This is a genomic window from Affinundibacterium seohonense, from assembly GCF_014284305.1.
In the GTDB taxonomy this organism is placed as follows: domain Bacteria; phylum Pseudomonadota; class Gammaproteobacteria; order Burkholderiales; family Burkholderiaceae_D; genus Undibacterium; species Undibacterium seohonense.
The window spans coordinates 35814-58788 of sequence record NZ_JACOFW010000002.1 but is presented as its reverse complement, the minus strand read 5'-3'; the positions used below and the strand labels follow the sequence as shown (position 1 = coordinate 58788).

25 protein-coding genes are annotated in these 22975 nt (G+C 46.2%); 9 read left to right on the top strand and 16 right to left on the bottom strand.

From position 1 onward, the window contains the following. Positions 1-25: 25 nt before the first annotated feature. The gene (locus H8K52_RS02365) at positions 26-280 is read right to left on the bottom strand and encodes a CBU_0592 family membrane protein (protein WP_186921063.1); all 255 of its coding nucleotides are present in this window, start codon (positions 278-280) and stop codon (positions 26-28) included. Positions 281-438: 158 nt separating this feature from the next. Here H8K52_RS02365 and H8K52_RS02360 point away from each other — a divergent pair, with 158 nt between their 5' ends. Continuing rightward, entirely contained in the window at positions 439-1332 is an 894-nt protein-coding gene (locus H8K52_RS02360) for a LysR family transcriptional regulator (RefSeq protein ID WP_186921061.1), read from the top strand. A gap of 149 nt (positions 1333-1481) precedes the next feature. Here H8K52_RS02360 and H8K52_RS02355 read toward each other — a convergent pair whose 3' ends face one another. The 8 genes from H8K52_RS02355 to H8K52_RS02320 all read right to left on the bottom strand — a co-directional run bounded on the left by H8K52_RS02355 (position 1482) and on the right by H8K52_RS02320 (position 7622). Continuing rightward, on the bottom strand, positions 1482-2180 hold the full coding sequence (locus tag H8K52_RS02355; protein WP_186921059.1) for a DUF3334 family protein: 699 nt from the start codon (positions 2178-2180) through the stop codon (positions 1482-1484). Positions 2181-2585: 405 nt separating this feature from the next. After that, complete coding sequence (locus H8K52_RS02350; RefSeq protein ID WP_186921057.1) at positions 2586-2981, bottom strand: VOC family protein; 396 nt, start codon at positions 2979-2981, stop codon at positions 2586-2588. 42 nt (positions 2982-3023) lie between these two features. After that, positions 3024-3488, bottom strand: coding sequence for a RidA family protein (locus tag H8K52_RS02345; protein WP_186921055.1), 465 nt, complete (start codon positions 3486-3488; stop codon positions 3024-3026). A 79-nt stretch (positions 3489-3567) separates the two neighbouring features. Next, positions 3568-4335 carry an SDR family oxidoreductase gene (locus H8K52_RS02340; RefSeq protein ID WP_246464232.1) on the bottom strand — a complete coding sequence of 256 codons (768 nt, stop codon included), beginning with the start codon at positions 4333-4335 and terminating at the stop codon, positions 3568-3570. Between the two features lie 42 nt (positions 4336-4377). Next, positions 4378-4884, bottom strand: a complete 507-nt coding sequence (locus H8K52_RS02335; RefSeq protein WP_186921054.1) for a cupin domain-containing protein — start codon at positions 4882-4884, stop codon at positions 4378-4380. A gap of 301 nt (positions 4885-5185) precedes the next feature. Next, complete coding sequence (locus H8K52_RS02330) at positions 5186-5818, bottom strand: 2-hydroxychromene-2-carboxylate isomerase (protein WP_186921052.1); 633 nt, start codon at positions 5816-5818, stop codon at positions 5186-5188. 8 nt (positions 5819-5826) lie between these two features. Then, complete coding sequence (locus H8K52_RS02325) at positions 5827-6708, bottom strand: CmcJ/NvfI family oxidoreductase (RefSeq protein WP_222613657.1); 882 nt, start codon at positions 6706-6708, stop codon at positions 5827-5829. Positions 6709-6722: 14 nt separating this feature from the next. Further along, a complete protein-coding gene (locus tag H8K52_RS02320; RefSeq protein WP_186921050.1) occupies positions 6723-7622 on the bottom strand; it encodes a dienelactone hydrolase family protein in 900 nt (299 codons plus the stop codon). A gap of 113 nt (positions 7623-7735) precedes the next feature. Here H8K52_RS02320 and H8K52_RS02315 point away from each other — a divergent pair, with 113 nt between their 5' ends. The 5 genes from H8K52_RS02315 to H8K52_RS02290 all read left to right on the top strand — a co-directional run bounded on the left by H8K52_RS02315 (position 7736) and on the right by H8K52_RS02290 (position 12773). Continuing rightward, the gene (locus tag H8K52_RS02315; RefSeq protein ID WP_186921049.1) at positions 7736-8707 is read left to right on the top strand and encodes a GlxA family transcriptional regulator; all 972 of its coding nucleotides are present in this window, start codon (positions 7736-7738) and stop codon (positions 8705-8707) included. A gap of 211 nt (positions 8708-8918) precedes the next feature. After that, positions 8919-9233 (top strand): hypothetical protein, encoded by a 315-nt coding sequence (locus tag H8K52_RS02310; protein ID WP_186921047.1) that lies wholly within the window; start codon positions 8919-8921, stop codon positions 9231-9233. Between the two features lie 494 nt (positions 9234-9727). Further along, the gene (locus H8K52_RS02300) at positions 9728-9946 is read left to right on the top strand and encodes a helix-turn-helix domain-containing protein (protein ID WP_186921043.1); all 219 of its coding nucleotides are present in this window, start codon (positions 9728-9730) and stop codon (positions 9944-9946) included. 95 nt (positions 9947-10041) lie between these two features. Further along, complete coding sequence (locus H8K52_RS02295; protein ID WP_186921041.1) at positions 10042-11409, top strand: McrB family protein; 1368 nt, start codon at positions 10042-10044, stop codon at positions 11407-11409. Then, on the top strand, positions 11406-12773 hold the full coding sequence (locus H8K52_RS02290) for a hypothetical protein (RefSeq protein ID WP_186921039.1): 1368 nt from the start codon (positions 11406-11408) through the stop codon (positions 12771-12773). Before H8K52_RS02295 ends, H8K52_RS02290 begins: the two co-directional genes overlap by 4 nt. Before the next feature lie 194 nt (positions 12774-12967). Here the strand turns inward: H8K52_RS02290 and H8K52_RS02285 are convergent, their stop codons facing one another. The 7 genes from H8K52_RS02285 to dnaA all read right to left on the bottom strand — a co-directional run bounded on the left by H8K52_RS02285 (position 12968) and on the right by dnaA (position 21294). Further along, positions 12968-13936, bottom strand: a complete 969-nt coding sequence (locus H8K52_RS02285) for an ImmA/IrrE family metallo-endopeptidase (RefSeq protein WP_186921037.1) — start codon at positions 13934-13936, stop codon at positions 12968-12970. After that, on the bottom strand, positions 13929-14258 hold the full coding sequence (locus H8K52_RS02280; RefSeq protein WP_186921035.1) for a type II toxin-antitoxin system RelE/ParE family toxin: 330 nt from the start codon (positions 14256-14258) through the stop codon (positions 13929-13931). Before H8K52_RS02280 ends, H8K52_RS02285 begins: the two co-directional genes overlap by 8 nt. Positions 14259-14702: 444 nt before the next feature. Further along, positions 14703-15014 carry a nucleotidyltransferase family protein gene (locus H8K52_RS02275; RefSeq protein ID WP_186921033.1) on the bottom strand — a complete coding sequence of 104 codons (312 nt, stop codon included), beginning with the start codon at positions 15012-15014 and terminating at the stop codon, positions 14703-14705. An 8-nt stretch (positions 15015-15022) separates the two neighbouring features. Beyond that, the gene (locus H8K52_RS02270) at positions 15023-15436 is read right to left on the bottom strand and encodes a nucleotidyltransferase substrate binding protein (protein WP_186921031.1); all 414 of its coding nucleotides are present in this window, start codon (positions 15434-15436) and stop codon (positions 15023-15025) included. Positions 15437-15519: 83 nt separating this feature from the next. Then, positions 15520-18057, bottom strand: a complete 2538-nt coding sequence (gyrB, locus tag H8K52_RS02265; RefSeq protein WP_186921029.1) for a DNA topoisomerase (ATP-hydrolyzing) subunit B — start codon at positions 18055-18057, stop codon at positions 15520-15522. Between the two features lie 378 nt (positions 18058-18435). Next, on the bottom strand, positions 18436-19542 hold the full coding sequence (gene dnaN / locus H8K52_RS02260) for a DNA polymerase III subunit beta (protein WP_186921027.1): 1107 nt from the start codon (positions 19540-19542) through the stop codon (positions 18436-18438). Between the two features lie 345 nt (positions 19543-19887). Beyond that, positions 19888-21294 carry a chromosomal replication initiator protein DnaA gene (dnaA, locus tag H8K52_RS02255; RefSeq protein WP_186921025.1) on the bottom strand — a complete coding sequence of 469 codons (1407 nt, stop codon included), beginning with the start codon at positions 21292-21294 and terminating at the stop codon, positions 19888-19890. A gap of 597 nt (positions 21295-21891) precedes the next feature. Here dnaA and rpmH point away from each other — a divergent pair. From rpmH to yidD, 3 genes are all read left to right on the top strand, one after another. Continuing rightward, a complete protein-coding gene (rpmH, locus tag H8K52_RS02250) occupies positions 21892-22026 on the top strand; it encodes a 50S ribosomal protein L34 (RefSeq protein ID WP_061535510.1) in 135 nt (44 codons plus the stop codon). 179 nt (positions 22027-22205) lie between these two features. Next, positions 22206-22661, top strand: a complete 456-nt coding sequence (locus H8K52_RS02245; protein WP_343044123.1) for a ribonuclease P protein component — start codon at positions 22206-22208, stop codon at positions 22659-22661. After that, positions 22658-22948 (top strand): membrane protein insertion efficiency factor YidD, encoded by a 291-nt coding sequence (gene yidD / locus H8K52_RS02240; RefSeq protein ID WP_186921023.1) that lies wholly within the window; start codon positions 22658-22660, stop codon positions 22946-22948. The genes H8K52_RS02245 and yidD overlap by 4 nt, the downstream gene beginning before the upstream one ends. The last annotated feature ends 27 nt before the right edge of the window (positions 22949-22975 follow it).

Below are 22975 nucleotides of genomic sequence, written 5' to 3'. Positions count from 1 at the left end.
ATCTTTGCGTATTCATAATGCTGATTCAAAACTGTTCAAACAGTGCCAGTACCGTCATGAATAGATACACGCCATTCAAAAAAGTATTCGCGAAAGCTTGTTTCTTGTAGGTGTAATAAATCAGACAGCAGCATCCAAATACATTCATCAACAAAAAGGTGAGCGAGGTACTCATCAGTATCTGCTGCGTATTTAAACCATAGGCAATCAAACAGACGATGCCGCCGCCCCAGCCTAAGGCATTCAAAAAGTTATCGTTCTTCATTTGCTCAACTTCCATGCTTCTCTCCCTATGCCTTTGGCGTGATGTGCAGCCAGCGTTGTACACCACTGCTAGAGACGTAATTTACACTTACGTTTAATGCGCAAAAATGCTAAATTCGAGTCAATTAATGTGAAACATGAATTAGTTACATCCACCATAACTAGGCTGCGACGATGAACCTGCAACAAATTCAATACTTTTTGGCCCTAGCCGATGAACTGCATTTTTGGAAGACTTCAGAAAAAGTATTCATTACGCAATCAGCGCTGAGTAGGCACATTAAGAGCATGGAGCAAGAGCTAGGTTTCGATTTATTTGAACGCGATAAACGCAATGTGAAACTGACGCCAGCGGGTGAATTTTTACGCGATCAATATGCGAAATTGTTGGCCGACTATGAGAGCGTTACGCGTCGGGCTAGCTTGATTGCATCGGGAGAAGTTGGCGCGATACGCATCGGTTTTCCGGCGTCGATTACTTTTTCGGTGTTACCTGATCTCCTGCTAGCCTTGCATCAACAACACCCGCATATCGTGGCACAAATGATTGAAGTTGACGCCAATGATGTCGATCCATTTCTGCAATCCCATCGTATCGACATTGCCTTTAATCGTGAAACAGCGAAGGCAAAAGAACTCACCAGCAGACATTTAATGACAGAAAATTTTGCACTTGTGGTTTCCGCTCAACATCGTTTCGCCGGAAAAAAAGGCTTAAAACTAGAAGACCTTTACAAGCTAAGACATGAGGAATTTGTACTCCCTTCACTCACCGGTAAAAGCGAACATGCATCCCAACTGCGCGCCATTTTTGAAGTGGCAGGTTTCGACCCTATCATCCATCTCGAATCAGATTTCGGTGTCGCCCTGTTGGGTATGGTCGCCAAAGGCTTGGGGATTTCTGTGATGCCAATTTCTTACTCACACCACTTAAAGCACGAAGTCCATTTTATAAAAATGCCACCGACCTCAGACCTGTTAGTGCTCTGGCGTCAAGGCGATACCAATCCCGCCTTGCAGATATTTTTGCAGGTGATTGCTGGGTTTGATTTTACATTGGGACGTTAATTTTTAAATGCGCTATTGATGGCTTAGCGACTTAAAGAACATCGTTTGGCGATTAACGACGAAAAACTCGCCGCAGTATTGAAAGTGATCTGTGTCGTTCAAATATAAACCGACACAGATTTTTTTGACCGGTGACTCTTAGAGTGAAATTACATTCCCAACGAGCGCAAAAGTTCATCACTATCGTCATCCCCAGCCGGCACAACGGCAGCCTCCGATGCACCTTTTGCTTTATCAGCTTGCTCACTATCGAGCAAAGCATCTGGATCGAGTACTTCACTAGAATCAAAGTCATGCAATTTGATGAATTCAGTGCGATCAATTGCCAGTTCGAGATAAAAGATATTATTGCTATCAGTGAAGAAGGAGACACGACGGATTTCTGGACGGTCTAGCGGCGTATCAACGCTAAGCATGACTTGCTTGTTCAGTACCAACATCTTTGGTTGGTTTTGCGTGATGTTCGTTTGCAGCTCACGACGAACTTTCCCGGTGAAATCACCAACAATTTGGTTCATCAGCTCACCTAAAATATTCGACACTTCATCAGAAGTGAACGCTGTCGCAAGCTCGGATTTAGGCATGCCCATACTCAGCATGTATTTTTCGTAAATTTCTAAAGCAGCAGAGCCTGAGAAATTCAATACCACCAAGCCAGAGAAGCCACCATCAAACAATACGAAACAACCGATATCGGGCTTGAGGCCGATCTTGGTAATACGCTGCACCATGGCGGAGTAGTGGATTTTGGTCTGTGTTGCCACATTCAGCACGCGAGTGACCGAATTACATAAACTGGTCAGTAAATCTTCCGTCCCATATACGACACCGTTTTCGTCTTTACCCATAACCAACTCCTAAATATTCTGTCAAAAATGATACTGATCGTCGCCGTCGGTGGCGTGGAATTTTTATTGATCAATGATCTGTACAGCAAACAGGCTTACTGAATTAATCATTTGTCCACTCAATACTCGATAAAAGCTTAGTCAATGTACATTAGTTTGTTCATTAAGCAAGATACTCAATCCGAAAGAACCGTTACCTGAGGGAATAATGAAAGAATATTCCTTTGGAGCACTTGCCGTCTAGTTGTTTCATGTTTTCTGTGCGGTTTATCGCTTACTAGCGACTGCTTTTTAAAAGGCGCTGTGAATTGCATGAGCAAAAAAACAAGAAAGGCTGCAATCGCAGCCTTTCATCCATCTTACTGTCGTCAGCAAGTATTTCTCAAATTGCCACGGCGACACATTCTAGCCTTCAATCTCATGACTGCAGATGCAAATCTTGTTGCCATCAAGATCACGGAAATAGGCACCGTAATAATTGGGATGGTAATGCGGGCGTAAGCCAGGCGCACCTTCGCAAGTTGCGCCGAGTACGATAGCTTTAGCATAAGTTGCATCCACTATCTTTCGAGTTTTGGCTAACAATGCCAGCATCTGACCATTACCGACACTCATGGGCTCGCCGTCGTAGGGCTTACCAATACCGACGATGGGCCGAAGCGTACCTTTCTCCACCCAGCCCGACCAAGATTTTTCGGGATAACAAAACTTCAAAACATAGCCCAGCTCATCCATGATCGCGGAATAAAAATCATGGGCACGTGCGTGTTCGGTAATTCCTATGAAGACATGTGAAATCAATTGCTACCCCTCTATTTAAATTTGATCGATACTAATCGGTTATTAAACTTCTAGTGTCGCCTTGACGGTCAGCGGCACGCCATTGCGCAGTGAGTGCACCCCAACCATAGAGCGCACGTGCATGCCTGCTTCGCCAAAAATCTCCACTAACAAATCAGATGCGCCATCAAGTACATGCGCGTGATCCGTAAAATCTTCTGCGGTATTCAAAGCACCATGCAGTTCAACGAGTCGCACGATCCGATTCAGAGAGCCTAGTTCCTTTTGCACTGCCGCCAGCAAATCGAGGCAGGCGAGGCGCGCAAATTGATAACCCTCATCGCTGGTGTATTCTCTGCCTAATTTGCCCTTAGGCACGACCCCGTTTATTGCTGGCGCTGCTCGGCCAGATGTCAACACCAAATTTCCGGTTCTGATGACCGACACGTAATTCCCTGCGGGTGGGCTTACTGAAGCTAAGACGATGCCGAGTTCACGAAGTTTTAATTCTGGTCCACTGATGCTCATCATTTATTCAATCCGTTTCCATTATGGTGATTCGCCAGTCTGCATGCAAAATGCGAAGACTACCGAATGACACAATTACTTATTTACCGCCTGCGATATCCAAAAAGGCACCCGTCATATAAGACGACGCCTCGCTCGCTAAAAAACAAATAGCCTCTGCAACCTCGTTAGGATACCCGCCACGTCCCAAGGGAATCCCTGCACTTAGGCGATCGACTCGCTGCGGATCACCTCCGGCAGCGTGGATGTCGGTATGGATGAATCCGGGACGGACGCAATTTACCCGTATTCCCTGTGGCGCAAGCTCCAAGGACAAGCCTTTGGTCAGCGTATCGATCGCGCCTTTTGATGCAGCATAGTCGACGTATTCGTTAGGCGAGCCAAGACGGGCTGCGGCTGAGGAGACATTCACAATCGCACCACCTTTGCCATGAAACTGCGTTGACATGCGTTGGATTGCATACTTACTACATAAGAAAGCGCTCAGTACATTAGTCTGCAACAAGCGAAGAATTCTCTCCGCATCCATATCGACGACGCTAGATTGCGGCAACAAGATACCCACGTTATTGACCAAGACATCGATCGTTCCTAGCTCTTTATCCAACCGTAGAAACATCTGCTCGACTTCGTTCTGCTGTGACACATCGGCCTTCAACAACACGGCACGCCCACCCAATTTCAATACCTCGTTCAGCAATTGTTGTGCAGCGCTGTCACTACTCAAATAGTTGATACCGACTGCATAGCCGTCACGTGCAAGTGCCAAGACGGTGGCCGCGCCTATCCCTCTGCTGGCACCGGTGACCAAAGCGACTTTGGAGGCTCTTGAAGAAACATTCATCATTGGCTTATTTATCCTTGTTAATCAACATTGCGAACAACCCGACTAGACATCGGTACCATAAGGACGCCCATCTTTATGCACGAATTGCCAGCGCCCATCAACGCGCAGCGCCTGTAAATCATCCTGCGGATAGATTCCCTCATCTCCCTCTGTTCTATCACCGATCTCGAGATAACGTACCATCTTATCACTGTGATTAATGAGCGAGTGCGCAGCGCCCATCGCTGGAAAACCACAGCACATACCGGCTTGCAGCAATAGCTCGCTATCACCAAGGATCAGCGTCACACAACCTTCCAACACGTAGATGAACTCATCTTGCCGCGTGTGATAGTGAACCAATGATGAACGCGCACCTGGTTGTAGCTCAGTCAAATTCACGCCGAAGTTATTCAAACCAAAATAGTCACCTAACGCTTGCTTTTTTCGTCCGACCATTTGGATCGCGAAAATCGATGGATAGTTAGATGGCGTCAGTCGCGCAGGGACTTGTGAAGCGGCAATTGGTGGCTTTGGATGATCTTCTGTGATTGGGTTGGGCATGGTCATTTTAATCTCTCAATAAAGGTGAACTCTGAATGCCGGATCATAAGAATAGTTTTTGATTGATACTCCCTTCTCCCGCAAGCGGGAGAAGGGTTGGGGAGTCAAAGCATGCTTTGACGGACGTTCAATTTCGAATGCCATTTTTAAACACGCAATACTTAGATTTTTGTCCTGTTTCGTAGCATTCAAGCACTTTGCTGTCACTGGGCTACCCTCACCCTAGCCCTCTCCCGCTTGCGGGAGAGGGGATATTTCCCATCCCACCTATCGTTCTATTCCAAGCCCAGCCTAACAACAAAGCGTTTCAGTTCCGCTCATAAACCCCACGTGCAAAATGCAAAGCATCCTCCAATCTATCATCCCCCCAGAACAGCTGCCCCTCTACGATAAAACTCGGTGCGCCAAAGATCTTCTTCGTCATTGCCAATTCGGTTTGTTGTCTCAGCTTGATCTTATTCCCGTCGCTCTCCATGTCTCTCAATATGAGATTGGCGTCTAGTGCGAGATCCGACAACACTTGATGAACGACCGTAGCACTATCGATATCACTATCTCGCACAAAATTGATGTGCATGATCGCTTTACAGAAATCAGCAATCCATGACACATTTATATAAGCAGCCGCGACCCGCATTGGCAACAAAGCAGAGCGAGGAAATTGTGTCGGTTGCGTCCATGCGAGGCCGTACTTTTTTGCTTGGCGCGCCATGTCTTGCCACACATAGTCCCCCTTATTTTTTTGCAGAACAAAGGGTGATGTATTCCAGCCCAGCGATTTAAAAATAGGCCCGAGTAAAAACGGACACCACTTTATTTTGACTTGATAGAGACGAGCCAATTCCTCAATGCGCATTACGCTGAGGTAGCTATAGTTGCTGGCAAATTCAAACCAAAATTCGATTTCTGGCAAAGCTTTTACAGAAGTGTTTTTATGCATGGAGAACTCTAATAGGTGACTAAACAACGTAATTCAATACTTTCACGTGGCGGCGTATCGGGCGGAACTGCGGGTAAGTCAAAGGCCGAATGTGGTGTAAAGCGTGAGGTGCTGTTGTGCAAGGAATCGTATTGCTTGAAGATCAGGACTTCGTCTTTACGCATAGATGGGTAGTAAAACCAGCGATGTTGAGGAGAATGCTGAAGCAAATAGATGTCGCCAGTACGATTCGGATAGCGCACATCGCAATGGAATAATTCCTTGCTCGACACCGTTCTCGCGTCACAAATCGCCAAAGGCGCATCTTGAACGGGACCGTTGAGTGCGCGCCACATATTGATGATGCTAAAACGTGTGACTTGTTCGCGTTGGTGCAAATCCTCAATCACGAGTGCGAGTCGTCGCTTTCCTGATTCCTCGGTATAGTCATTATGAATACGACCATTCGCTGCCGCATAACCATTCGCGCCACGCTTACCAAAATCGAGAGGATTGCCTCTCGGCGCTCGACGCCTGAGCAAATGATCAAATACATAGGCCTGCTTGGCACCCGTCACCGCGAGAGCAAGTTGACGGGCTTCTCGGTAATACATGTCTTCGATACTTGCACGATCACTAAAATCGCTCACTTCGGTACTCGCATCCCACAACTCAAAACCCTCCACCTGAAGTCGCGGTCTCGTGGCTAATTGCCTAGCGTCGTGTATAGCCATTTTGTGCAAGTCATAGTCGCCACTCTCCCAAGGCACTCCCAAAGGTGGTTCGAAGGTATAACTAACGGGGCGGATAGAGCTAGGTCGATAGTAATTAAGCTCGGCAATCACATGCGGCGCGAGTGCGCGTATCGACTGATCTGCACCTAAGGATAAGTTTGCTGTGTTGATCGTCATTTGCACATCCTTCACTAACAATGATTGTTGGAAGACGCTGGCGCTATTTCAGACAGCGTGGTGTCCGTCGCAGGCAACAATTTGCTTTTGAAAAATTGTAGAATTTCATCGCGTGCAGCGATGGTAGGCTGGCCTTGCTCATCCACCAGATGAGCCGCTACCACGCTGTGCGGACAAGCGACGATTTCTTCAAAGAACGGGGGAGGATGAGGATGCGCGGCGCTATCGGGTAAAACCTTGGCGACAAATCTTTTGCCTAAGGCCTTGCTATACGCATCAAAGCGCTCAGCACGGCAATAGCGATCGCCTTCAAAGCGATAGGCCAGCACCGACAAATCGTCTTTCTCTAGTCTAGCGACGACAGCATGCAGCTCATCGTCCGACATATTAATCGCTGAGGGATCATCGAACGGCAACGAAGGTTGGCACAATACCGGCGCTAGCATGACCGACTCCAGCATCATGGTGAGTGCAAAGTTCCCCGTAAAGCACATGCCAATTGCCCCCACACCGACGCCGCCGCACTCTTGATGCGCGTGCTTGGCTAATTGTCGTAACCACTGCGTCACTGGGCTAGACTCATTACTAGCAAAGGCGCGAAACTCGGCACTGACACAAGCCCGTTTCAAAATCGCAGCACCGTCTTCGGCACTCGGCACTGCGCCATCGACACCAAACAAAGACGGCAAATACACGGTAAAGCCGGCATCAATCACCCACTTGGCGAAGCGTATCACTTGAGGACTGATGCCAGGCATCTCGGTGAGCACGATCACTGCTGGGCCATCACCAGCGACATAGACTTTCTTCGTGCTGCCAATGAAGCTCAACATCTTCCCTTCAAAACCCGCTAGCAAAGGACTTGGCTGATCAGCAGGTAGTAGCGCTGCATTGGATTGTGGAACCTGACTCATGAAACCTCACCTCGTATTTAATAGTTCAATAATGCGACAGTGGGCAAACTATAGAATGTGGGTGCGTGTTTTTGAAGTGTCTAATCTGACATATTTCATGTGATAATGGACAAATGAAAACATTTCTTGTTTTAGCCACAGAAGGCATATTGGATTCCGGTCTGGCAATTACGCTGGACATTTTGCGCACGGCTAACTTCCTCATCGAGCGCAACCACGAGTCGCAAAGCTTTCGTATCGTCACCGCCGGGCATCGCAAAAAAATTCGCACGGGAGCGGGATTAGAGCTCACATGTGACTACACGTTTCAGCAGCTACTACGCGGTGAGGTGGAAGCCGATTGGGTGCTACTACCAGGCTCAGGCAAAAAATTGCTCGCGGAACTAGAAGACAGTTTGAGCAGCAAAGAAGTCTCGCAAGTCATGGACGTACTTAACCACTATGCAGAACGAGGAAGCTGCCTCAGCGTCTCTTGCGCCTCGACCTTTATGCTAGCAGAAGCGGGCTTACTCAAAGGCAGGGCAGCAACCACCAGTTGGTGGCTAGCAACGGCGTTCAGGCAACGCTACCCCGATGTCATCTTAGACGAAGCCAAAATGCTGGTGCGCGACGGTAACATCCTCACAGCGGGTGCGGTTTTTTCACAGATGGATGTGGTGCTAGATATCGTCGCGGAAGTAGTAGGCTCAAACATCGCCTATTTGTGCTCGCGCTATCTCTTAATCGAACAACGCTCATCGCAAGCACGATTTATGATTCCCACCCAGAATCAACATCTCGACCCCATCGTCATCGCGGCCGAAAAATGGATAGATAAAAACATCGCCCGCCCACTCACAGTACAAGAGCTCGCATCGCAATTCGCAGTCTCGACTAAAACGCTATCAAGAAAAATACAAGAAGCCACCGGCGACTCGACTATCAAATTTATTCAAAGACGAAAACTGATGCGCGCAGTACATTTGTTAGAGTCGACCAACTTATCCATAGAGTTAGTCGCAGAGCGTGTCGGCTATCAGAATGGGACTATGCTGCGGCATTTGGTTAAGCGGGAGTTGGGGGTTTTGCCGGGTGGGATTCGGTAGGCCACATAGTTTATGCATGGGTTTTTTAAATATGGAGTGAAAGGGTGCATCGATAACAAATTAATTGATGCTGAGGCCTTTCATTGGATAACGTCAACTTGTGTGAGAGATGGGGTGGGTAGTAAAGAAACACGATGACTACCGTTGCAAATATTACCAGGGTAGAATAATTATTCATTCTGGTTTGACGCCTCAAAATCGGGGCTTTGCGATGAACATCGAATTTTCTTACTTATATCGTGATGCTGGAAATTTCAAAAATTTCGGCACCGTAGTCTTTGCGAATAAAAATCAAACTTCGCTAGAAAAGCTCAATGAAATGATCAAACAGAGACTCATTGATGAGATGTTTTTTGATGCGGTCAATGCGGGTGTTCCTTCGCTTTTCTTTGATGACTATGACGAGGAACTGGACCACGATTGGCATGAGTTTGAATGCATAAATGAAGTTGAAAGCGTACCCACCGATTCGCATAGCAGAGACATCACCGCATTCATTTCAAAGCTCGCGGAAAGACCAACATGAGTTGTCCACTCTGACACTGCATGAAGATACTTTCTACAAACACTTCAAACCCTACCACCATCCGAAAGCAAGTTATGATATTTGGGGCGGATTTGATTTAGAAACTTTCGATGCAAACTACGAACTAGTTTGTAGTCTGTGTAGCGAATTCATTTGGACCGTTCTCGATGGAGAAGCAAATGATCAATGGATAGTCCCCGGTATTCATTACGTAAACCGCGTTTGCTATCTTGTGACAGAGGCGCAGCATAATGATGTGCGTGTTGAATTCAGAATCAAGCATTACGTATCGTCACTCACAGAAATCGGTCTAGCACGTCAAATTAAGCACCTCCTTGCCTGCGAATGATCCGTATCTTAAAACAGCGATATCGCGAATATCAAAGTTTCTAAGTCTCTTCTTCAAATTTTATATGTGACTCATAGTCCGTAGACTCATAAGTCACATAGCAGCATGATTGCCCCGTCGATATATTGAAACGGTACTGGTGATTATGATCAATCAAGATCTAGTGGCTTTTGGGCTGCATCTTAAACATTTGCGACAAGAAAAAGGGCTGAGCCAAGAACAACTTGGTCTGATTGCCGAACTCGATCGCACCTATATCAGCGGCATCGAGCGTGGTGTCCGTAATGTTAGCTTAGCCAATATCTTCAAAATTGCTAAAGCCTTAGACGTCGAGTCAGCTGAATTATTCTCTCCCAAACAGTAAGAAAATTTCTGTTTATCGCATTTCAATAAATCACGCATTGCCGCGAGAACACATCAGAACAAGCAACATCCAATGAGAATTAGGAGATTAGCCGCATGATTGAAACGATCAGAACATTTGTCAAAGAAGAAGCGGAAAAATTCGGCGCTAAGGGATTTTACATCGAGCGAAATAACACCAAGGCTGATGCATTAAACGACAATGGTGCCTATTTTGGGTTCATTCATCCGTCTGAGGAAAATTCAGGACCTTTTCATGATTTTTCATTCACAATTTTCCCTAATGATCAAAACAAAGCTTGGCTAATTTGTCTAGGTGTAGGTTCAAGTGGTTTTAAAAATGATTATGAGCTAGCAACTTATCCCGGGCCGCGTCGTTTTTTTTCAAAATTGATCGATGCAGATGGGATCTGCAAATCAGATTTTTCGGATATTGAATCGTCCTTGCCGAGGAGTTTCTTGGATCAGGAAGAACTCACGCATATCAAAAAAACTTTAGACAAATATCGCAATGTTTTGCCGGTCGCACAAATCGTCAAAGACCCAAATTCTGAACATGGTAAAAGACGAATTTCTGCTATCTTGGCTGGTTATGCAAGATTACGAAATTGGCCGACGAATGAGTCCCAGCGCAAAGCAATAACCAAAGCGATCAAAGAAGTCACGAGCGACAAGGCTAGTGACGATAAGGCAGGAGTGTCTCGCCTTCTCATGGAACGAAAATACGTCGTACTGCAAGGCGCGCCGGGTACCGGCAAAACACGGCTCGCAAAAAGTATTGCGGAGGAATGGACAGCTAAAACCTTCTTCACACAATTTCATGCAGAAACGTCTTACTCTGATTTTATTTATGGCATACGTCCAAATTTGGAAGCAGCGTCTTTGACCTATTCTGGTGAAGAAGGCGTGTTACTGAAAGCAATTAAGCACGCACAAATGAATCCAAATGAGAAGACCATACTCATCATCGACGAGATTAATCGCGCCAATTTATCGAACGTTTTAGGACCATTGTTTTACTTATTCGAATACAAGCAAGATTTTGCCAACGTCGAGATCGTGCTTACACCGGAACTCGCGATTTCTAAGATGCCAAGCAATCTTTACGTGATAGCTACGATGAACACGGCCGATCGAAGTTTGGCGGTGGTCGATTTCGCATTGCGTAGACGATTTGCTTGGTATGACCTCAAACCGCAAGCGATAAATTCTAGTGAATTCCACGGAAAACATTTTTCTAAGTTTGAAGAAATATTCAATTGGTATGCTAGCTCAACTGAACTCGCATTGCAGCCAGGGCAAGGCTATTTTCTCGCACAAAATGAAGATGAGATGAAGAATCGAATTCGTTATGAGTTATTCCCACTCATGCGTGAATATCTGCAAGAAGGTTTACTCAGTAATGCCAAGGAAGAACTGAACAGTTACTTCGTTGGCGAAATAGGTCAGGCATTATTTGAATGAAAAAGTTTAACGACATTTTCTGTGAACTTCCATGCTTAACTGAGCAATCAAAATTGTTTAGTGGATTGGAATTACAGAAAAAAATCTTTAAAAAGGTTGATAAATTTTATCTCGCTCAAGCGCTGCAAAAATTCGTCAATTACAACGCCAAATCCTTCGAATTCCTCGGCATAACGCCATCTATCGTCGGCATCGACCAAGATGTATCGATTTGTTTTAGAACCTCCGAATTTGTCGGGACTGTTCCGCTACGCGCACCAGATACGGGCAAACAAATTGGCGACTTCGTTGTGGTGCCGAGATTTATCGCACGTGATCGCTACGCCGATTATGTTGAGATTCTCAATTTACTAGACAATCAGATAGAAGCGCAATTTATAGAAAGCCTGCCACTTAAATCTGGCTACCACTTTCGACCACCGCTATATTTAGAAGCGGTCAAATTTGTCGATTATCTTACCGAACTCTCAAAAACGCATTGGCAAAAATTTTCGCGAATTGAAAAGATCGCGCAAGCACCGGTTGGACAAGTAAACTGGAATAAATACATCGCCAATCAATTCAAGGTGGAGAATCAACAGCGGTATCCAGTTACCACCAACGTAATGACAGTGTTTCACGCAGAATATGCGCAACTCGCTTATGTATTTGGCCTCTGTAAAAATGAAATCAATTCACCACGCACACCAGTAAGCCTGAAGTTACGCATCAAGAGAAAACTTGAAGTACTGGAAGAAAAATTATACTTTCATCGCCCAATAAAAACAGATCGTTTGATCGAAAGGCCATCTGATTTGCCCATCGTTAATGGCTGCAAACAACAAGCGAATCGCGTTTTAAGTTATCAAGCAAATATAGGAACGGCTTGGCGGGCGGATTTTTCTGATGTTTTTGAAAAATTTGTGCAACACCTATTCATTGCGGTGGCAAAGCAAATCGGGGGAAGTTTTTTTGCTAATTTCAGAATCAATCGCGACTCTCAACGACATTACACTTGGGAGTTACACCATCTGGAGCCAGACGGCATCTTTAAGAAAAACGACAGCTTGCTGTATATAGACGCCAAATACAAATCACACTTATTGAATAGAACCAGTGGCAGCGAACAATTGAAAACAGATTATCGCCACGATCTCCACCAAGTCTTGGGCTATGCATCGTTTGATACTTGCTCGGAGAAACAAGCGATTCTCTGTTATCCATCAAACCAATTAGAAGTGACCGAGACTGTGTATTTGAATCGGATCAATCAAACCGAAATTAGGCTAAAAATCCTTGGTATTCCGTTGCGTGCGGATGTGATTAGTGAAGCGAAGCGGTTTTTAATTGAGAATGTATTTCGATTTGAAGGGGAATCAGCTTAAAGATATGTGCGGCACCGACTATTTACTTCGATGCTTCCCAATACCGTGCAGATGAGAGCGCTACGTATTTGTTGTGTTGTGGCTCTCAAAATTTGTCTGCAAGTTCGAAATAGATTCAATCAAAAGGTTCGTATCGACTAAACAATAGTTGATGCCGACCAGTTAAGTTAGTCATAGCTGCGTAGCGTCGTCTATTAGATCAAAAAATCCCGTGCCCAAGCATTGGCTTCTTGCTCTTGTTTGCTATTTGAACCAGCCTGTCCTGTGTCATCAAGAAACACGGATTTCTTTTCCTTACTGTGCAACAGAATGTGTGCGATTTCGTGGCAAAGCGTGAACCAGAATTTATCATTGCTCTTACCGTATAACGACAGCTGAATTAATGGGCGATGTGGGTTGAGCCAACGCGCAACGCCTGAGACATGGGTGCCGGTAATCGCAGGTACAAGAACGAGTGCGACTCCTGCTTCTTGTAGAAGCTGCTTTAATTGCGGAAGAAACTCTGTTGGTGTTAAGGTCGTCAACGCGCGAATGTGTGGCAGATTTGCGCGAAGGCGTGCTTCATCGTATTTGGGATTTGCCGACTTATCTAACAAGAGTTTTTCTGCAGCTTGCTCACCTAGCCTTAACCACGCTGAAATCGCACCAATATTCGACTGCTCTTCACGACTACGACGAAACGCTAATTGCATGTCGCAGTAATGGCTTTGCCATTGATTCGGTGTCGCCACTCCAAAAAATGCCAGTAGCTTGCCAACCAGTTGCGGTTTAGATTTGGCATCGACTCTGCATTTGTCTAACACGCCTGCATCCATCAAGGCTTTAATTGGAAACTGATCGAGCCAAGACACCATATTCGCATTTTGCTCTGCGGCCTCAATCGAGGCGATACGTTGACGGTATTGCGCCTCGCGCGTGAGCCAAAAACCAGCGGAGGCACCAAATACATTTTGTAAACGTATGGCAGCATCTTCGCTGAGTGGAACTTTACCGTTAATAAGTTGGCTGACGTGCTTGGTGGAATAGCCTAGTCGATCTGCTAATTGGTTTTGCGTCCAATCACGTTCTTCCAAAAGATCCAAAATGGTATCGCCAGGTGGCGATACCCAGTCGGGTGCGAACGATTGGGTATCGCTTGCTTTTTGTAAAGTGAGATTAGTCATGATAATCACCAATAAATTCAATACTTACGATGGTCACACGGGACCAATCAATTGATGCGTCCAGATTACGTGGAATAGGATCATTTGCAGACTCAAACACCAAGCGCCATCCGCCAGCAAGATCTAATGCAAATTGACCTAACCTATCGCCCTTCAACGGATGAGGGTTTCCAGCGATGAGATCTGTCACTCGGTTAACAGCCGCTAAATCAGACAGTCGAGAAAATAGCTTTCTTGCACCGATATCGCCCAAAAGCTTTTTTGCGTGTGCTTGCTTTTCGCAAATGTCACGTAATTTTTTGTTCTTGAAGAGAATTTCCAAAGATATGTTCTCCGCAGTGCATAATACTTATTTTTACCTAATAGGTAAATGAAAATTTACGGTTAGCCTGAATCAAGATCGCTTCAGACGACTATTAACAATTGAAAAATTTACTACTCTCCAACTAAATGGACACGCTAGAATTTCACATTAAACCACAATAGCGCTGTATGTGTAATCAGTGTTTCGCGAATTAGTTCCTATTAACTATGTTTTTCAGAGCGAAAAAAACCCAACACAAGGTTGGGCTTCTCCGGATCGCGTTGACGATCAAACGTCAATATTTCCAGCCCGCAAAGCATTAGACTCAATAAACGCCCGACGTGGTTCCACATCGTCGCCCATCAATGTCGTAATGATCTGATCAACTGAAATTGCGATCAATAGGGGCGGTATCACTAAGTGGTTAATTGCAGCGTACCCCTTTTATTTACTTAATATTTATCAAAATTCCATAACCACTTTATGGCTTTCGATAATCCCCCGAAACGCAGCACTGACAGACGCCCAATCGACCAAATCAACCTTAAACGGCAATGCCGATTCGGTGAAGTCTTCTGTCATCGCTGCGAGTAAATTAATTGATAAAGGCGTCTCACCAATAATCGCAATGTCCAAATCGGAAAAGGGTTTGGCTTGATGTTTAGCGCGTGAGCCAAAGATCCAAATGGCTTTATTCGGGATATGTTTCTGTAAGATCGCTGCGACGATTTCCCATTGCTCTAGTGTGATCGCGATGTCGGGTAAGGGTTTCATGCTTAGCGCTACCCTTTTGTGCGCTGGCTGAGTTCTTTGTGTAGCGCTTGGCCTTCTAGCAAAAAATCAGGGATGATTTGCATGACGGCGATGGCTTTGGATTCGTCGTAAGTGTGGCTAGTGATACTGCGCGCTTGACGGTAGTTTTTCCATATATCCCAGCCGTTACGCAATAGCCCTTGTTCGCTTCCAGTTCTAATTAAATCAGGGAAGGCAAGTTCATCTATTTCTGCTGGATTGGGTGAGGCTAATTCTAAATAGCGCTTGAGCATCTTGTGCGATAACTCGTAACAGAATTCAAATCGTTGAATGCATGCGTCACGATAAAGCGAGTTTTGCGGTTCGGTAGCATTGGCTTGTAAGGCCTCATCAAGGCGCTTCAATGCATTTTCTAGTGAACTGAGATCGAGTTGAATTGCCATAGTCGCTCCGCCGGTACTCTTTAAACTTATACGCAATAAAAAAGCCCGGCAATTTTGCTGGGCTTCTTTGATACTGAACTACATCAAACGTCAATATTCCCAGCCCGCAAAGCATTAGACTCAATAAACGCACGACGCGGTTCTACATCGTCGCCCATCAAGGTCGTAAAGATCTGATCCGCAGCAATCGCGTCTTCGATCTGTACTTTGAGCAAACGGCGTACTTTCGGGTCCATCGTGGTTTCCCACAATTGGTCTGGGTTCATCTCGCCCAATCCTTTGTAGCGCTGTTTGGAGACGCCGCGTTCGGCTTCTTCGCGTAACCAGAGCATGGCGTGGTGGAAGTCTTGTACTGCGATTTCTTTCATGCGTTCGCCTTCGCCACGGCGGATGAATGCGCCTTCGCCTAATAAGCCTTTGAAGGTTTGTGCTGCGTTTTCTAATACTTTGTAATCGCTGCTTTCGACGAAGTCGGCATCGATGCTGCTGACTTTGACGTTGCCGTGGTACATGCGTTCTATGCGCAGGCTGAGCATGCCTGAGAGTTCGTCACTGCGAACGACGGCTTTGACGGCTGGGTCGTTCATGGTTTTGGTCAACTCTTGTGCGGACAATTCGGCGTTTTCTGGCGTGTCCATTTTCAGTGCGACACCGGTCATGATCGCGGTCAAAGCAGCGCGGTCGATGACGCGGGTTAAGCGTGTCATGATGGCGTTGGCCAGGTTGAACTGGCGGACTAATTCGCCCAGTGCTTCGCCGACGATAGGCTCTGCGCCAGTGCTTGGTGTAAGCGCTGCGCCGTTCAATGCAACTGTGGTCATGTAGATCGCTTCTTCGGCATCGTCTTTCAAATAGCGTTCGTCGCGACCGGCTTTGACTTTGTACAAAGGTGGTTGCGCGATGTAAATGTGGCCGCGTTCTACCAATTGTGGCATTTGGCGATAGAACAGGGTCAATAACAGCGTACGAATGTGGGCACCGTCGACGTCCGCATCGGTCATGATGATGATGCGGTGGTAGCGCAATTTGTCGGCGTTGAATTCGTCAGGGCCGATGCTGGTACCGAGTGTCGCGATCAGTGTCGTGATCTGCTCGGAGGACAGCATTTTTTCAAAGCGTGCTTTTTCTACGTTCAAAACTTTACCGCGCAGTGGCAAGATCGCTTGGAATTTACGATCACGGCCTTGCTTCGCAGATCCACCCGCAGAATCACCCTCGACGATGTAGAGTTCGCATAGCGCTGGGTCTTTTTCTTGGCAGTCAGCCAGTTTAGAAGACAAGCCCAAACCGTCCATTACGCCTTTACGACGCGTGAGTTCGCGTGCTTTGCGAGCGGCTTCACGAGCACGTGAGGCTTCGACGATTTTGCCGCAAATGATTTTGGCGTCGTTCGGACGTTCTGCTAAATAGTCAGTCAAAGTCTTGGTGACGATTTCTTCGACAGGGCCGCGCACTTCGCTGGAGACGAGTTTGTCTTTGGTTTGTGAGCTGAATTTTGGTTCTGGTACTTTGACGGACAATACGCAAGTCAAACCTTCGCGCATATCGTCGCCAGTGACTTCGACTTTGGCTTTTTTCGCGTATTCGTGTTCGTCGATGTATTTGTTGATGACGCGTGTCATCGCTGCGCGCAAACCAGTGAGGTGAGTACCACCGTCGCGTTGCGGAATATTATTGGTGAAGCACAGCACTTGTTCGTTGTAGGCGTCGTTCCATTGCATGGAAACGTCAACCGTGATGTTGGTGCCTTGGTCTGACATCTTTTCGCCGGTCGCCTGGAAAATCGTTGGATGCAAGACAGATTTGTTTTTGTTGATGTATTCCACGAAACCGCGAGTACCACCTTCGAAAGCGAACAATTCTTCTTTGCCTGTGCGGTGATCGTTCAGCTTAATGCGTACGCCGTTGTTCAGGAAGGAGAGTTCGCGGATACGTTTTGCTAAGATCTCGTAGTGGAATTCAACGTGCGTAAAGATTTCTTCATCGGCCCAGAAGTGGACTTCGGTACCGCGCTTGTCTGTGTCGCCTAAAACTTTGATCGGTGAGCAAACGACGCCATCGATGGTTTCGATTTCACGATTTTGCGGTACGCCACGGACAAATTCCATCGCGTATTTTTTGCCATCGCGACGAATGGTGAGCTTCAATAATTTGGAGAGGCCATTCACGCAAGACACACCCACACCGTGCAAACCGCCGGACACTTTGTAGGAGTTTTGATCGAACTTACCACCTGCGTGCAATTCGGTCATGACGATCTCAGCCGCGCTACGCTTAGGTTCGTGTTTGTCATCCCACTTAATGCCAGTCGGAATACCGCGACCATTATCGGTAATCGAAATTGAATTATCGGTGTGAATGGTGACGTTAATTTCTGTACAGTGGCCAGCTAAGGATTCGTCGATGGAGTTATCCAAAACTTCGAATACCAAATGGTGCAAACCAGTGCCATCAGAGGTGTCACCGATGTACATGCCGGGACGCTTACGTACGGCTTCGAGACCTTCAAGAATTTGAATGGACGATGCGCCATAGCCAGCGGATGTGGCGGACTCAGTTGCTGGTGCATTTGCTGGTACGGGTGCTGGCGTTGCTGTGTTGTCTTGGGTATTCTCGGACATGGCTACCTTCTGAAATTAACGAGCAGTTTTTGGCTGCGATTTTTTTGAAACACTGCTTAAGTTACTGCGCGACCAAATTTTGAATTTCCGATGCTCACTGTACTTGACTACAGCTCCGCTTCTCAATTCAAACTTAGGCCGCTCGCTACGCTTAAGCAGTGCTTCATTCGTGCTTTGTTACAAGTTCAAATTAGTTCTGATACTCCCTCTCCCGCAAGCGGGAGAGGGTTGGGGTGAGGGTGGTTAAATCACGAATCAAGCTGAAAATTTAGCAAAGTCAGAGTTTTGACTACGAAGACTTTTATCGTGCGCTGAACGCCCCTCATCCCCGACCCCTTATCTTCAACCCCGCCGCTTGCGGGAGAAGGGAGTAGGACATCAAATCCGCATCGGCATCACAACATATTTGAAATCACCATTCTCAGGAATCGTGATCAAGGCCGATGAATTGGAATCCCCCAAGGCGACATTAATCTGATCGACTTTGAGGTTGTTCAATACATCTAACAGATACGTGACGTTAAAGCCGATGTCGACGCTGTCTCCACCGTAATCGATTTCGATTTCTTCAACGGCTTCTTCTTGATCCGCATTGGTGGACAAGACGCGCATCAAACCTGGTTCGATCACGCAACGTACGCCTTTGAATTTGTCCGAAGTCATAATCGCGACGCGTTGCAAAGAGCGCAGGAGTTTTTCACGGCTTAAGGTGAAATTGTTTTTGTAACCTTTTGGAATCACGCGGTTGAAGTCAGGGAACTTGCCTTCGACCAATTTGGAAATCAATTCGATATCCGCAAACGTCAATTTGACTTGGTTGTTAGCGATGTCGATTTGGACTGGTTCGTCTTTGTCTTCCAACAGACGTTGTAATTCCAAAATCGTTTTGCGTGGAATGATGACTTCTTGACGTGCGAATTCTTGTTCGACTTCCACTTGCGCATACGCCAAACGGTGACCATCCGTCGCAACCGCAATCACGTTTTTACCATCGACGACTAACAATAAGCCGTTCAGGTAGTAACGAATATCTTGCTGCGCCATGGAGAAATGCACCATGTTGAACAAATGCTTCAAAGCTTTTTGCGGCAGGCTGACGCTGGCATTGAAATGCTCAGCTTGGGCGACGGTTGGGAATTCTTCCGCTGCTAAAGTCTGCAAAGAGAAGCGTGACTTACCGGATTGCACGGTCATCTTTTTGTTGTCGAGTTTCAGCGTGACGTCGTTGTCATCTGGTAGCGCGCGCAAGATGTCGAGCAACTTACGTGCTGCAACTGTGGTTGCGGTGACTTCGCCACCTGAGCCGATTTCTGCGTGCGTGGTGATCTGCACTTCGATATCCGTCGATAAGAAGGACACTTTTTCGCCGTCTTTACGGATAAGGATATTGGCCAGAATCGGCAATGTGTGCCGACGCTCGACAATACCACTCACGATTTGCAGGGGCCGTAATAGGGTATCCCTGTGAGTTTTTACCAATTGCATTTTTATATCCTCACTAATGAATTCAATGTTAAAGGATGCTGCATCTATCGCAACTCATTGCTTCTTGCATTGGGAGGACTTGCGAAAAACTGCCCATTGTTGGTGTGGCCAATTTTACGTAAATCCTACGCCGGTCTTTACTGCTGATTACTTACTGCTATATTCAAATTCATTTGTCGCCGAATACGCAAAAAATTCCGTATCCTTTTTACTGTCATCCCTGCGAAGGCAGGGATCCAGTGTCTTTCGTTCAGTAACAGTATCTTCGCCGTTTTTACGTCACTGGATTCCCGCCTTCGCGGGAATGACTGAGAAATAAATCTCTGCGGCAAATACTTTTACTTCTTACCCCTTCAAAGTCTGCTCCAACACATGAATCTCATGGTTGCACTCAGGACTCTTAGCGCGATCTGCCGTGATTTTGCGTACCGCATGCAACACCGTGGTGTGATCGCGCCCGCCAAATAGTTCACCAATTTCTGGCAAACTCTTTTGCGTCAATTCTTTGGCTAAATACATCGCAATCTGACGTGGTCTAGCGATATTTGCTGGACGACGTTTTGAATACATGTCGGCGACTTTGATGTTGAAAAAGTCGGCAACGGTCTTCTGAATATTTTCCACCGAGATTTGGCGGTTCTGTACTGACAACAAATCTTTGAGCGCTTCTTTGACGACATCAATCGTGATGTCTTTGCCGTGGAAGCGTGAGTACGCCAAAATCTTACGCAATGCGCCTTCTAATTCACGCACGTTGGAGCGCAAATGTTTGGCGACGAAAAAGGCGACATCATCTGAAAACTGTACGCCTTCGGTATATGCTTTCTTCAGCAAAATCGCGACGCGCATTTCGAGTTCGGGTGGTTCAATTGCGACCGTCAAACCAGAATCAAAACGAGAAATCAAGCGATCATCCATGCCCGTGATTTCTTTCGGGTAGGTATCGCTGGTAATAATGATTTGCTTCTTCGCGGCAATCAAGGCTTCAAACGCGTAGAAGAATTCTTCTTGCGTACGGCTCTTGCCGCCAAAGAATTGAATATCATCGATTAGCAACAAATCGAGCGAATGGTAGTAGCGTTTAAATTCGTCAAAACCTTTGCGTTGATACGCTGTGACCACATCGCGCACATATTGCTCGGCGTGAATGTAGCGAATTTTCGCATTCGGTTTGTCGTGCAAAATTTGATTGCCAATCGCGTGGATCAAATGCGTTTTACCTAGGCCAACGCCGCCATATAAAAATAGTGGGTTATAAGAAACGCCCGGATTGTTTGCGACCTGAATCGCTGCGGCGCGTGCTAATTGGTTAGCTTTACCGGTAACAAAGCTATCGAAAGTTAGGTCGAAATTAATCCGTGCGTTGTCACGACGTGGCGCGGTTTCTGGCGGCGGTTCGTTAGGAATGCCATCAGCTTGCCCGATTTGCGAGGTGCGTTGTCCATGGTCAGCACCATTGCCTTGTCCGGCATTAGTTGGTGCAGTCGTGGTTGAAATCGGTTTTTTGCCAGCGCGTGGATCGATGATGAACTCGACATCGACGGTATCATCCCAAAATTGCGCGGCAAATTCGGCGATGCGACTAGCGAATTGGGCTTTAACCCAATCTAATTTAAAGCGATTAGGCGCGCCGATGCGTAGATGACCTTCTTCAAAGTCAACCATCGTCAAAGGCTTAATCCAAGCACTAAATTGCTGAGGCGTGAGTTCCTGTTCAAGTTGTGAGGAGCAGGCTTGCCAGAAATTTTCCATGAATCGCTTTACTGTTTATTTACTTATTACTTAAGTTTTTGTTCTTATCAAAACCAAGATCTACTATAGCTCTTTAGATATCGATTCCATTTTTATTTTGAAGCTAGCTCAAACACCACACTTGACTATTTAATCTATACATCAGCACTTAAGACATTGGCTGACAACATTAATTAGCATTGTTTTTTTGATTACGTGAGGCAATACTTCAGACCCTCTATTCTACCCTTCGCGGGTAGAGTTATCCACAGGGGATGTGAAATTTCTTTTGAATAACACTTCAGAAAAAAGAAGAAAAGCGACCAAATGAATTGACAGCAATCTGCGAAATAGTGTCTAATTACGGGTTCCCTACCCTGTTTTGTTAGATGTGATCTTTTATTGCATCGGTACTATCTTGATAGTTTGCTGATGATCAGAGTGAAGTCACAAGATGAAACCAAGCATGAGCAGCGGTTTTGGGGCAGTAATGGTGTGAATAGCGTGTTGCTATTGTTTATGTAGCGTCCTTCCATAACGGGACATTATTGAAGCAACGGCGCAATGCACTATTACCCGTAATTCCGATTTATTTTTTGCTCAAATAGTGAGATCAACATGAAACGTACTTATCAACCTTCCGTAGTTCGTCGTAAGCGCACTCACGGTTTCCGCGCTCGTATGGCAACACGTGGTGGCCGCGCAGTTTTGAACGCACGCCGTGCTAAGGGCCGTAAACGCCTCGCAGCTTAATCGGCATCCAATAAATCCAATTCTAGGGCGCATCGCTTCGTTGCTTGTCCTCGCAATACTTTAGTATTGCTGCGGGAAGCGCCTTTCGCTGCATCCCTATAATTGAATTTCTTGAATACCGAGCGTCTTGGTCTGATACCTCGTCAATTTAGTTTGTTCAATAGGCTGAAATTTTTATTGTGACTAATTTGATTACAACTCCTGACCTAGCTCAAAAACAGTTGTCCGGCGGTAGTTTTGCCCGGGAGCGACGAATTCTTAAAGCGGATGAATTTTCATCCGCTTTTCGTTTTCGTCCTGTGCAAAAAACGGCGCATTTTGCACTATATGCGCGCGCTAATGAGTTGCCGCATGCCCGCCTTGGCGTGGTTGCTGCAAAACGTTTCGCACCGCGCGCTGCTACGCGCAATATGATCAAGCGTGTTACACGTGAGATTTTTCGACAGTCTGAATTGATGAATGTGGATTGCATTGTGCGCTTATCTAAGCCAGTCAATAGCAAAGCCGGTCCTGCCACTAACGCGCAATTAAAGCGTGCTTTGCGGGACGAAGTACTACGTCTATTTGTCTCACAACGGACGGCAAAATCAGCAATCAGTGTACAAGCTGTCTCTATTCCCGAGTCCTCCTCATGAAACCTTTGCTGCTGCTGATCTTGCGTGGATACAAGCTGGCGATTAGTCCTATGTTGGGTCAAAATTGTCGTTTTTATCCTAGCTGTTCGGAGTATGCAATGGAAGCGATTCGTGAATATGGCGCAGCCAAAGGCTCGTTGATGGCTGGCAAACGACTTTGCAAATGCCATCCATGGCATCCCGGTGGCATCGATTTAGTCCCACCCAAATCTGGTGAAAAAAATGTTAACAGTGGGGATGAAATTTCAACAAATCCCCCAACATCAAGCATCAGTCAAACTCATTAACTTCCCGATCTTTAACTCCTACACAAG

Excerpts from the sequence above, each read along its gene's own strand:
- H8K52_RS02340 (WP_246464232.1), bottom strand. The coding sequence starts at position 4,335 with ATGATGAATGTTTCTTCAAGAGCCTCCAAAGTCGCTTTGGTCACCGGT.
- gyrB (WP_186921029.1), bottom strand. The coding sequence starts at position 18,057 with ATGTCCGAGAATACCCAAGACAACACAGCAACGCCAGCACCCGTACCA.
- H8K52_RS02290 (WP_186921039.1), top strand. The coding sequence starts at position 11,406 with ATGAAAAAGTTTAACGACATTTTCTGTGAACTTCCATGCTTAACTGAG.
- rpmH (WP_061535510.1), top strand. The coding sequence starts at position 21,892 with ATGAAACGTACTTATCAACCTTCCGTAGTTCGTCGTAAGCGCACTCAC.
- H8K52_RS02275 (WP_186921033.1), bottom strand. The coding sequence starts at position 15,014 with ATGAAACCCTTACCCGACATCGCGATCACACTAGAGCAATGGGAAATC.
- H8K52_RS02325 (WP_222613657.1), bottom strand. The coding sequence starts at position 6,708 with ATGACGATCAACACAGCAAACTTATCCTTAGGTGCAGATCAGTCGATA.
- H8K52_RS02360 (WP_186921061.1), top strand. The coding sequence starts at position 439 with ATGAACCTGCAACAAATTCAATACTTTTTGGCCCTAGCCGATGAACTG.
- dnaN (WP_186921027.1), bottom strand. The coding sequence starts at position 19,542 with ATGCAATTGGTAAAAACTCACAGGGATACCCTATTACGGCCCCTGCAA.
- dnaA (WP_186921025.1), bottom strand. The coding sequence starts at position 21,294 with ATGGAAAATTTCTGGCAAGCCTGCTCCTCACAACTTGAACAGGAACTC.
- H8K52_RS02270 (WP_186921031.1), bottom strand. The coding sequence starts at position 15,436 with ATGGCAATTCAACTCGATCTCAGTTCACTAGAAAATGCATTGAAGCGC.
- H8K52_RS02285 (WP_186921037.1), bottom strand. The coding sequence starts at position 13,936 with ATGACTAATCTCACTTTACAAAAAGCAAGCGATACCCAATCGTTCGCA.
- H8K52_RS02310 (WP_186921047.1), top strand. The coding sequence starts at position 8,919 with ATGAACATCGAATTTTCTTACTTATATCGTGATGCTGGAAATTTCAAA.
- H8K52_RS02335 (WP_186921054.1), bottom strand. The coding sequence starts at position 4,884 with ATGACCATGCCCAACCCAATCACAGAAGATCATCCAAAGCCACCAATT.
- H8K52_RS02295 (WP_186921041.1), top strand. The coding sequence starts at position 10,042 with ATGATTGAAACGATCAGAACATTTGTCAAAGAAGAAGCGGAAAAATTC.
- H8K52_RS02300 (WP_186921043.1), top strand. The coding sequence starts at position 9,728 with ATGATCAATCAAGATCTAGTGGCTTTTGGGCTGCATCTTAAACATTTG.
- H8K52_RS02365 (WP_186921063.1), bottom strand. The coding sequence starts at position 280 with ATGGAAGTTGAGCAAATGAAGAACGATAACTTTTTGAATGCCTTAGGC.
- H8K52_RS02330 (WP_186921052.1), bottom strand. The coding sequence starts at position 5,818 with ATGCATAAAAACACTTCTGTAAAAGCTTTGCCAGAAATCGAATTTTGG.
- yidD (WP_186921023.1), top strand. The coding sequence starts at position 22,658 with ATGAAACCTTTGCTGCTGCTGATCTTGCGTGGATACAAGCTGGCGATT.
- H8K52_RS02345 (WP_186921055.1), bottom strand. The coding sequence starts at position 3,488 with ATGAGCATCAGTGGACCAGAATTAAAACTTCGTGAACTCGGCATCGTC.
- H8K52_RS02320 (WP_186921050.1), bottom strand. The coding sequence starts at position 7,622 with ATGAGTCAGGTTCCACAATCCAATGCAGCGCTACTACCTGCTGATCAG.
- H8K52_RS02315 (WP_186921049.1), top strand. The coding sequence starts at position 7,736 with ATGAAAACATTTCTTGTTTTAGCCACAGAAGGCATATTGGATTCCGGT.
- H8K52_RS02355 (WP_186921059.1), bottom strand. The coding sequence starts at position 2,180 with ATGGGTAAAGACGAAAACGGTGTCGTATATGGGACGGAAGATTTACTG.